Below are 9,351 nucleotides of genomic sequence, written 5' to 3'. Positions count from 1 at the left end.
TAGCTAGGGGTCGTGAATCATATCAGCCCCACAGGCTCAATCAGTTAATGGGTCCAGACCCTAACGCCAGCATCTTCACCGCCGCATTGAATGGTACGGAAAAATTTGAAACCGAAAGCGCGTGTGAGAAAATTCAAAACAGATATCTATGTTTCGAGGTGGTCGAGGCCCCCTTCAGTGGGGCTGACGAAGTCGATGGAGTTAGTGGATGTTTCGAAGCTGAAATCGATGCGAAGCTGGTTTCATATTCATTCGGTCGCGGGACACTTATCCCTGACACCTTGAAAAATACGTTCTCCGCAACAGCATCCAAGTCAGATCAAAGCTGCGAAGAACGAGGATTAGGATTGACCCAATAAGCAGGGTCGCAAACCGCCCCTAAGAATTAGGTCAGGCGCTTTCCCACCCAGAGCAAAATCAAAGCAATCCCTGCTGGAACCGTCTGGATCATCAACGTCTTACTCGTCACCGTCACGGCACCAAACATCCCCGCGATCGCAACGAACAGCAAGAAGCAGGTCGCAACATTCACGAACCATTTGGCATCCTTGATCGTCAGGGCCCAGATCAGACCAATCGCAAGAAACGCGTTATAAATCCCTTGGTTTGCCGCCATCTCAACGGTCTGTCCAAACAGATCCGCTGGGAAGGATGAAAAGATGTCCGGCCTTTTGGCTTCCCATGCAAATATCTCAAATCACGCTATATAAAGTTGTAAAAGCGCAATCAACCCGATCAATGTTTTAGCAATAATACGCATAGAAAATCTCTCCCGTTTTTCGAACCATAGCATCAAACGATGACGCGACCAAACCTTGACCAACGCCCGCCCGAGTTAATCATCCCGACCAGCTTCGTTTGGATCACTGGAAAACAAAGACAGCTTGTTCCCTTGAGGATCACGCAAATACCCCACATAAAAATGGGGGCCGTACATTGCACGAAAACCCGGCTGGCCCTCATCAACACCCCCCGCGTCCAGCGCCGCCTTATGAAGCACGCGCACTTGGCTTTGCGAGCGTGCCTCAAACCCAACCATACTTCCATTCCCGGCAGTAGCCGCCTGTCCGTCAAACGTTGGCTTCACATAAAAATCCAGCGAGATCGGCACCTGCCCCGCAGGCACAGGCAGCGCATAACTCAACCCCTCAACGCCCTCTTTCAGCCCATACCCAAGCGCAGGCAAAAACGCCGAATAAAACCGCTTCGCACCCACGATATCATCCGCACCAACCGTAACATAAGCAATCATTCTGTGTGTTCCTTCTGTGTTGGGACATGGCATACACCATCCCAAGCCAACCAACACTCGGGGCCGAGCCTGAGACAACCCCACCGCGATTGTGTAGTTTGCTACAAAGCGCGAACATCGTGTAACGGGTGTTATGTTCACAAAACAGCGCCCGCCTATCAACTGCCGCGATATGTTGAATATCCGAACGGCGATAGCAACAGTGGCACGTGGTAATGCGCGTGCTCTGACATGCTGAACCGCAAGGGCACGACGTCCAAGAAACGTGGGCTTTCGGGGGCGACGCCGCAGGCATCCAAGTAGGCACCGCAATGGAACACCAACTCATAGGTGCCCAGTTCAAATTCAGCCGCTGGCAAAATCTGTTCGTCCGTGCGCCCATCCGCGTTCGTGACCAGCTTGCGCAGGGAAACCCGCGTCTTGCCTTCTATGCGAAACAGCTCAATCGCAAGGCCAGCCGCGGGGCAGCCACGGGCCGTATCAAGAACATGGGTTGTCAAATATCCGGCCATCGCGCTCACTCCTAAAATTGCTTGATATACATGCACGTTTATCTAAACCGATTATAGTTTGATCAAAGCAAGAGTGCATTCGGTTTTTTTTGAAAAAACAATCTGATTTTCTGGTTTATCAACGCCCTATTAAGGAGAGTACTCGCATGACACGTTACCCCCGCGATATGCATGGTTATGGAGCAACTCCGCCCGAGGCCAATTGGCCAAACGGTGCGAAAATTGCTGTGCAAATCGTGATGAACTACGAAGAGGGGGGCGAGAACAACATCCTGCACGGCGATGCCGCGTCAGAGGCGTTTTTGTCCGAAATCGTAGGCGCGGCGGCTTGGCCCAGTCAGCGTCATTGGAATATGGAATCCATCTACGAATACGGCGCGCGCGCTGGGTTCTGGCGTTTGCATCGTTTGCTCGAAACCACACCCATCACTGTCTACGGCGTCGCGACCGCCCTCGCCCGCGCGCCTGCGCAAGTGCGTGCCATGAAGGACGCTGGCTGGGAAATCGCCAGTCACGGTCTGAAATGGATCGAATACAAAGACGCCACACCAGACGTCGAAACAGCGGACATGCAAGAGGCGATCCGCTTGCACACAGAAGTTGTCGGCGAGGCCCCTGTCGGCCTTTATATCGGGCGGTGTTCTGACAATACTGTGCGCCTTGCGGCCGAGAACGGATCATTCAAATACGTCGCGGATTCGATTGCGGATGATGTCCCCTATTGGATGGAATTTGGCGCGCACGACCAGCTTGTTGTGCCCTATACGATGGATGCCAACGACATGCGCTTTGCCACGCCCCAAGGGTTCAACACAGGCGCGCATTTCTTTGAATACCTCAAGGCCAGCTTTGATGTTTTGTATGCTGAGGGCGGGCGTATGATGTCCATCGGTTTGCATTGCCGCCTTATGGGCCGCCCAGGGCGCGCGCAGGCGCTGCAGGACTTCCTAGAGTACGCGAATGGCCACGACGGCGTCTGGTTCGCCACCCGTGAACAGATTGCCGACCATTGGGCCATGCAGAACCCGCATGTAAGATATGAGCGCCCGTCAGAGATGAACCAAGAGACGTTCGTGTCCAAATACGGCTCGATCTTCGAGCACTCGCCATGGATTGCCGAGAGCGCATTCAACCTAGAACTTGGTGCTGTCCACGACACGGCCATCGGCCTGCACAACGCGCTGTGCCGCGTGTTCCGATCAAGCAGCGAAGAACAGCGCCTTGATGTTCTAAAAGTCCACCCAGATTTGGCAGGCAAGCTGGCCCAAGCCAAAAGCCTGACCGTGGAGAGCACATCCGAGCAAGCAGCCGCTGGCCTAGACCACCTGAGCGACGACGAAAAGGCGATGTTCACGTCGTTGAACGATCAATACGTGTCCAAACATGGCTTTCCCTTCATCATCGCTGTGCGGGATCACGACAAGGCGAGCATCCTAGCCGCCTTCCATCGTCGTATCGGCAACGACTGGGCGGTTGAGTTCAAAGAGGCCTGCAAACAGGTCGAACGCATCGCTGATTTCCGCCTGATGGATATCCTTCCATGAGCGTGCAGATTACGATTCAGTCCATCACCGCCGAAGCCTTTGCGCCCTACGGTGATCTGATCGATTGTGCGGGTGATCCTGATATGATCATCAACCTTGACAAATGCGGTCGCTACCATGATCGCGCAAACATGGATTTCGGCACGGGTCGTGCGGGGCTTAGCCTGTTCAACGCCCAATTGCGCACCCTGCCCTATGAATTCAATCTAGTGGAACGTCATCCGCTGGGATCCCAAGCGTTTATCCCGATGAGCGCAGATGGCTTTCTTGTTATCGTCGCACCGGACGTTGACGGCACACCTGGCACACCTATCGCGTTTGAAACCCAACCGGGCCAAGGCATCAATTTTCACAAGGGCACTTGGCACGGTGTTTTGACGCCGCTATCAGGCTCGGGACAGTTCGCAGTCGTCGATCGCATTGGGGACGGCAACAATTTGACAGAATTTTCGCTCGACACACCACATTTTGTGGTAAGGGTGTAAACAGGATCGACACAGAAGCGGTCCGCACTCACAGCTACTAAGGGGAGAATACCAATGGCTGATACTTCAATGGGCGCATACAGCGACCCGAATAAAACGCCGCCACTCGGCGAAGCAATCCCGCTCGGCGCACAGCACGTTTTGGCGATGTTTGCATCTAACGTGACGCCTTCTATCATTGTTGCGGGTGCCGCTGGCCTTGCCTTTGGCGGCGCAGAGCAGGTTTACCTGATCCAAATGGCAATGCTGTTTGCAGGTATCGCGACATTGTTCCAAACTGTTGGGGTTGGCCCAATTGGCGCGCGTTTGCCGATCATGCAGGGTACGTCCTTTGCATTCGTTGGTGTTCTTGCGGGTATCGCAGCCGTACAAGGTCTGGGCGTCGCACTGACCGCTTGTATCATTGGTGGTGTCATCCATTTCCTGCTTGGCTCTGTTATTCACAAGCTGCGTTGGTTGTTCCCACCGCTCGTCACCGGTCTGGTCATCCTAGCGATCGGTCTTTACCTTATCCCAGTTGCGATTAAGTACGCAGCCGGTGGTGCAGCAGACTTCCAAATGGCGGCAGAAAGCTTTGGCTCTCTCAAGCATTGGTCCGTCGCTTTGACTGTGATCATCGTGTCGCTTTTGTTGAAGTTCTTCACGAAGGGCATCATTTCTAACGCAGCTATCTTGGTCGGCCTTCTAGCTGGTTATGCGCTTGCTTATGCACTTGGCATGGTAAGCTTTGCCGCTGTTGGAAAAGCGAGCTGGATCACATCCATCAAGCCGCTTCCTTATGGTTTTGAATTCAACCTTGGTGCCGTGATCGCCGTCACGCTTGTTTCTATCGTATCCGCGATTGAAACTGTGGGCGACGCATCTGCGACAACCAAGGCTGGTGCAGGGCGTGAAGCGACTGACAAAGAGATCGCGGGCGCGACATATGCTGACGGTCTGGGTACGGCAGTTGCTGGCGTGTTCGGCGGATTGCCAAACACATCCTTTAGCCAGAACGTTGGTATCATCGGTATGACTGGCATCATGTCGCGTCACGTTGTGACAATCGCTGGTGTGATCATGATCGTCTGTGGTCTGATTCCAAAGGTCGGCGCATTGATCGCGTCTATGCCCCTGCCCGTTCTTGGCGGTGGTGTGATCGTGATGTTCGGTATGGTTGCAGCAGCTGGTTTGAATGTTCTAGCTGAGGAAAAGATGACACGTCGTACGATGATCATCATTGCCGTTAGCCTAGCATTTGGTCTGGGTCTGAACCTTGTACCAACAGCCGTTCAGTACCTACCAGGTGTGATCAAGACACTTGCAACATCTGCAGTTGCGCCAACAGCGCTTATGGCGATCGTATTGAACTTGGTCCTCCCTAAGGACGAAGCAGACGAGGCGTAAATCTACGCGCCATAGAATTGAGAAAAGGCGCTACGTTTGTAGCGCCTTTTTTCATTATACTGGGTCGGTAATATTGTTGTTCAATCGAAGATTAACGCGCCACTTCTTTCAATTTGATAGGGTTCACATAGACGATGTTGTCGTCCGCGCTGACCATCACTTCGCCGTCCTGAATGTTGACCTGCAGCCGCATCGAGCGGCTTGCCAGCTTGGCCAATTCACTTGTCTCGGTTTCCGTAAGATTGCAGACCTGAAGGTTATCAAACCGTGTCGTGCTGTTCTTGATCTTATCCCACCACATGCCTGCTGTGCTGCCGTAGGTATACACGACCACATCGTTGGCTTTGCCACAGGACTGGCGCACAACCTTTTCACTGGGAAGGCCCAAGGCAATCCACATCTCAAGCTCGCCACTTAGGCTTTTCTGCCAAATATCGGGTTCGTCGTCGTTAGACAGACCCTTGGTCAATTCCAGATGTTCATGGGCATTCAAGGCGAACGCGAGCAAGCGCACCATGAGACGTTCATCCGTTTCAGAGGGATGTTTCGCCACAGTCAGTTTGTGGGTTTCATAGTAGTGACGATCCATATCAGAGACGGAAAGTTCAACTTTGTAGATCGTGGATTTAATCGCCATGATGTGTCCCAGCGTTGCAGAGTTAGGGATGCCTAGTGCGTCTGTGGCCTGTGTGAAAGCAAATAAAAAAGGGGCGTTTTGAGTCATTTGCCGCGTTTTCACAAACCTTGAGGTTTCGCCGCGAAACCTAACCAAAGCAGGCCTTTCGCCATAGAAAAAGGGCGCCTCATACAAACGAAGCGCCCTTTTTAAGAATTTAACTTAGACATTCCCGAAGGAAATGAGCTTAAGCAAGTGCGATGTTGATCGCTGCTTCACGACCGTCACGGCCTGGCTCGATGTCGAAAGTTACTTTCTGGTTGTCTGCAAGACCTGTAAGGCCGGAACGCTCAACTGCAGAGATGTGTACAAACACGTCTTTGCTGCCGCCGTCTGGCGCGATGAAGCCGAAGCCTTTTGTAGTGTTAAACCATTTTACGGTGCCAGTAGCCATCGTAATTCTCCTAATATACTGCCCACGGAATGCGGCAGGTCGGCTAGTCAGTGCAAGATCGAAACTGAGCCAGTCTAAAGGAGCAGTAGGGTCGATAGTGGTAACGTCGCATTTGCCATATAGGCCTGATTCAGCGAAATAGCAAGGGATTCGATCACATGACAGACCTGCGTTCGGCGAATAGGTGCGCACGCAACGGCGATTCGTTGGGGCAAACGGTTGGTACGATTACAACCCTAGCTTAGCGTGACGATTCACATCCTTGTAAAGTAAGTACCGGAACGGACCCGGACCGCCAGCGTAGCAAGCTTGCGGGCAGAAGGCGCGCAGCCACATGAAATCACCCGGCCCAACTTCGACCCAGTCGGCGTTCAGTTTATAGGCAGCCTTACCTTCCAGAACATACAGGCCGTGCTCCATCACATGGGTTTCCATGAACGGGATCACATTGCCCGGCATCAGCGTGACGATCGTCACATGCATGTCGTGGCGCATATCTGTGGGGTCAACAAAGCGCGTTGTGGCCCAGCCACCGCCTGTATCGGGCATGACGTTGGGATCGACGTCTTGTTCGTTTGTGATGATGGGATCAGGGACATCCAGACCGTCGACGGCTTGATACGACTTGCGGATCCAATGGAAACGCGCGGTGTCTTTGCCTTCGTTTTCTAGCGTCCACTCCATGCCTGCAGGCAGATAGGCGTACCCACCCTGCCCCAGCACATAGGTTTCGCCGCGAAACCTAAGCGTGATTTCGCCCTCGACAACGAACAGCACGCCTTGAGCCATTGGGTCAAGTTCGGGGCGTTGGCTGCCGCCACCGGGCTGCACCTCCATGATGTACTGCGAGAAGGTTTCTGCAAAACCTGTCATGGGCCGCGCAATAACCCAAAGGCGTGTCTTGTCCCAGAACGGCAGAAAGCTGGTCACAATATCGCGCATCGTGGAGCCGGGCAGAAACGCATAGGCCTCAGTAAAAATCGACTGACTGGTCAGCATCTGTTCTTGCCCCGGATGACCGCCATGGGGTGCGTAATATGTCGATTTGGTCATGGCGCAGCTCCGGTGTTTGTTCGGGCTAAGATTGGCCCGAGTTGGGGGTGTCGCCAAGCGACGCTTTGAATGAAAGAACCTTTTGAAAAATTTGAAAGTCTTACGCGCTAATTGTCAGGTTTTTCGAGCATATAGGCAAGGTGGTCTAGTGCGGATTCCATCAGCGCCTGATCAATCATCTTGCCCCCGACAAGGATCATATGGCCGCTGCTGTCTTTGACGTGGCGCAGGGTGACGCCAGACGACAGAACCCGCGTGTCGCCGTCCCAGCCGGATTTGGGTTTCGCGGCAGTTGGGCGCCCTCCCCGTGCAGGATCTTTGCGGGCCTTGGGTTCTTGCACCTCGATGATCGTCTCAAGCGTTTGCCATTCGTGATCTGCATCCTCGAACGTGCCGCGCGCAAGGACATCGCGCAAATCGATTTCCGCACCGTTGCGTAAAGCGTTGGCAAGGCGCAGGCCGTCGCGTTCTTTCAGCGCTTCAGGGAATACCAGCAGATCGCCCAGCTCTTCGAAGATCAGCGCAAAGGCACGGATCTTGCTGCGTTTGGCCTTGGACGCGGTGGCGAACAACGTGTTCACGCCCTCTTCTGTGCTGCCAAACACGCCTTGCTGTGCGGCAACCACGGCGATGCGACCGCGCTCGTAATGGGACAAGTTGGAGCGGATTTCGTTCTCTTCCACCATGGCCCTGATTGCACCGCCAAGTGCCTCTGGGTAGCGTTCAACCGCGTTGATCTTTGACCATTTGGGATCAGAGCGGCGCGCCACGATTTGGCGCATCGCTTTGTAACGGCGAAAGCCAGAAAGGAGGCCATAGGGCTTGGGGTTTTCATCACTGGTTTCGCGGCGAAACACTTCGATAGGCAGGCGCATTCCATGGGCCTCGATTGAATCGACCAGCTCTTTCATTTCGTCCGCATCAAGCTGTGTGCGATCCTGGATCATCGCGCGTTCGTCGATTTGATCAAGCGGGATCGCAAGAATTTCGCGGCCCTCGGATCGGATCGTTTGCAGCGCATCGGCGTCTGCGTGCAGCTTGGCATCTGCCGCACGTGCGTTGGCATCCAGCGGGTTACTGGCAAGCGCTGCATCGGCGCTAATCTGGCTGATTGGGGCCATCGTGGAACGGGGGGAGGTTTCGCAGCGAAACCTCTCTTCGATTTAATTCAAGTCGTCCGCAGAGGGGACAGCTACTTTTCTACGCTTGGCCATTGTCAGCCTCCATCTGTTGTTGTGCGTCGCGTTCGGCTTGGTCTTTGTACCACGCGCCGACGATAATTTCTTTCACTTCGGCCCATGTGCGATCAAAGGTTTCGCGCCCACGGACATATGTATCGCGATTGAATTCGCGGTAATCAGCCTCATAAATTCCGTTCACTTGCTCGCCGGCTTGGCCAATCATCGCGGTGACGTCTTGGCGAAAGGTTGTCATCAAATCGCCAAAGTAGGCTTGGATCACGTTGGCCAGATCGGTCTGCTGATTAGCATCGAAACGGGTGATTAGGGTACGCACGGCGTCCCATTCGAATTTGATATCTGGCAGTCCTTGCTTGCGCCGCTGTGCATTTTCACCGTCCTCGATGCTGGCGAAGGTCGAATAGAGCATGTCAAAGAAACGGCCCGTTGAATCGAATTCCAAGAATGACGCGCCAAGCGGGACGAGCAAGATGTCAGCCGCGGCCAATGCGTTGATCGTGAGGTAGCCAAGGGCAGGGGGCGTATCGAGGAAGATGAGGTCGTATTCATCCAGCAGACCGCTTTCCTCAAGCCCGTTGGTAAGACCGTCCCAAAGCTGCCATCCCCGCCCTTGCATGCGCCAAACAGGGATCTGAAATTCGGCCCAATAGAGGTTTAGTTGCGCGCCGATCAGATCGATATTCGGCCAGTGCGTTTCTTGAACTAGGTTTCGCGGCGAAACCTCCAAGGCCTCGGTGAGGGTTTCATCAAGGGGGATTTCTGCTTCGCCCCGCGCGGCGCGAACTTTGTTTTCCTCCTGAACATGCAGCGCAAAATCACGCGCTAAGATTGGGAAAGCGGTCTGCCATTC

12 protein-coding genes are annotated in these 9,351 nt (G+C 53.9%); 4 read left to right on the top strand and 8 right to left on the bottom strand.

Going from position 1 to position 9,351, the window contains the following annotated elements:
• Positions 1 to 359, top strand: a 359-nt coding sequence (locus QZ279_RS09325) for a hypothetical protein (protein ID WP_293450154.1), incomplete at its 5' end; no start/stop codon positions are given.
• Between the two features lie 26 nt (positions 360 to 385).
• Here QZ279_RS09325 and QZ279_RS09320 read toward each other — a convergent pair.
• From QZ279_RS09320 to uraH, 3 genes are all read right to left on the bottom strand, one after another.
• Positions 386 to 691, bottom strand: coding sequence for a DUF1304 domain-containing protein (locus tag QZ279_RS09320; RefSeq protein ID WP_293450158.1), 306 nt, complete (start codon positions 689 to 691; stop codon positions 386 to 388).
• A gap of 144 nt (positions 692 to 835) precedes the next feature.
• On the bottom strand, positions 836 to 1,252 hold the full coding sequence (locus QZ279_RS09315) for a VOC family protein (protein WP_293450152.1): 417 nt from the start codon (positions 1,250 to 1,252) through the stop codon (positions 836 to 838).
• A 158-nt stretch (positions 1,253 to 1,410) separates the two neighbouring features.
• A complete protein-coding gene (gene uraH, locus QZ279_RS09310) occupies positions 1,411 to 1,764 on the bottom strand; it encodes a hydroxyisourate hydrolase (RefSeq protein ID WP_293450150.1) in 354 nt (117 codons plus the stop codon).
• 146 nt (positions 1,765 to 1,910) lie between these two features.
• Here uraH and puuE point away from each other — a divergent pair, with 146 nt between their 5' ends.
• From puuE to QZ279_RS09295, 3 genes are read left to right on the top strand one after another with little or no spacing between them, the layout of a single operon-like run.
• Complete coding sequence (puuE, locus tag QZ279_RS09305) at positions 1,911 to 3,308, top strand: allantoinase PuuE (RefSeq protein ID WP_293450148.1); 1,398 nt, start codon at positions 1,911 to 1,913, stop codon at positions 3,306 to 3,308.
• Positions 3,305 to 3,793, top strand: a complete 489-nt coding sequence (locus tag QZ279_RS09300) for an ureidoglycolate lyase (protein ID WP_293450146.1) — start codon at positions 3,305 to 3,307, stop codon at positions 3,791 to 3,793. The genes puuE and QZ279_RS09300 overlap by 4 nt, the downstream gene beginning before the upstream one ends.
• 54 nt (positions 3,794 to 3,847) lie before the next feature.
• Positions 3,848 to 5,179 carry a nucleobase:cation symporter-2 family protein gene (locus QZ279_RS09295; protein WP_293450145.1) on the top strand — a complete coding sequence of 444 codons (1,332 nt, stop codon included), beginning with the start codon at positions 3,848 to 3,850 and terminating at the stop codon, positions 5,177 to 5,179.
• Positions 5,180 to 5,270: 91 nt separating this feature from the next.
• Here QZ279_RS09295 and QZ279_RS09290 read toward each other — a convergent pair whose 3' ends face one another.
• The 5 genes from QZ279_RS09290 to QZ279_RS09270 all read right to left on the bottom strand — a co-directional run.
• The gene (locus tag QZ279_RS09290) at positions 5,271 to 5,816 is read right to left on the bottom strand and encodes a YaeQ family protein (RefSeq protein ID WP_293450156.1); all 546 of its coding nucleotides are present in this window, start codon (positions 5,814 to 5,816) and stop codon (positions 5,271 to 5,273) included.
• A gap of 226 nt (positions 5,817 to 6,042) precedes the next feature.
• Positions 6,043 to 6,249, bottom strand: coding sequence for a cold-shock protein (locus tag QZ279_RS09285; protein ID WP_009829425.1), 207 nt, complete (start codon positions 6,247 to 6,249; stop codon positions 6,043 to 6,045).
• A gap of 228 nt (positions 6,250 to 6,477) precedes the next feature.
• Positions 6,478 to 7,302 (bottom strand): bifunctional allantoicase/(S)-ureidoglycine aminohydrolase, encoded by an 825-nt coding sequence (locus QZ279_RS09280; RefSeq protein WP_293450143.1) that lies wholly within the window; start codon positions 7,300 to 7,302, stop codon positions 6,478 to 6,480.
• 107 nt (positions 7,303 to 7,409) lie between these two features.
• Positions 7,410 to 8,423, bottom strand: coding sequence for a ParB/RepB/Spo0J family partition protein (locus QZ279_RS09275; RefSeq protein ID WP_293450141.1), 1,014 nt, complete (start codon positions 8,421 to 8,423; stop codon positions 7,410 to 7,412).
• A 79-nt stretch (positions 8,424 to 8,502) separates the two neighbouring features.
• Positions 8,503 to 9,351 (bottom strand): AAA family ATPase (locus QZ279_RS09270; RefSeq protein ID WP_293450139.1); only part of this gene is annotated, 849 nt, incomplete at its 5' end.

The organism is Planktotalea sp. (genome assembly GCF_018607965.1).
Classification (GTDB): domain Bacteria; phylum Pseudomonadota; class Alphaproteobacteria; order Rhodobacterales; family Rhodobacteraceae; genus Planktotalea.
The sequence above is the reverse complement of the archived record's forward strand: the minus strand, read 5'-3'. Positions and strand labels throughout refer to the sequence as shown.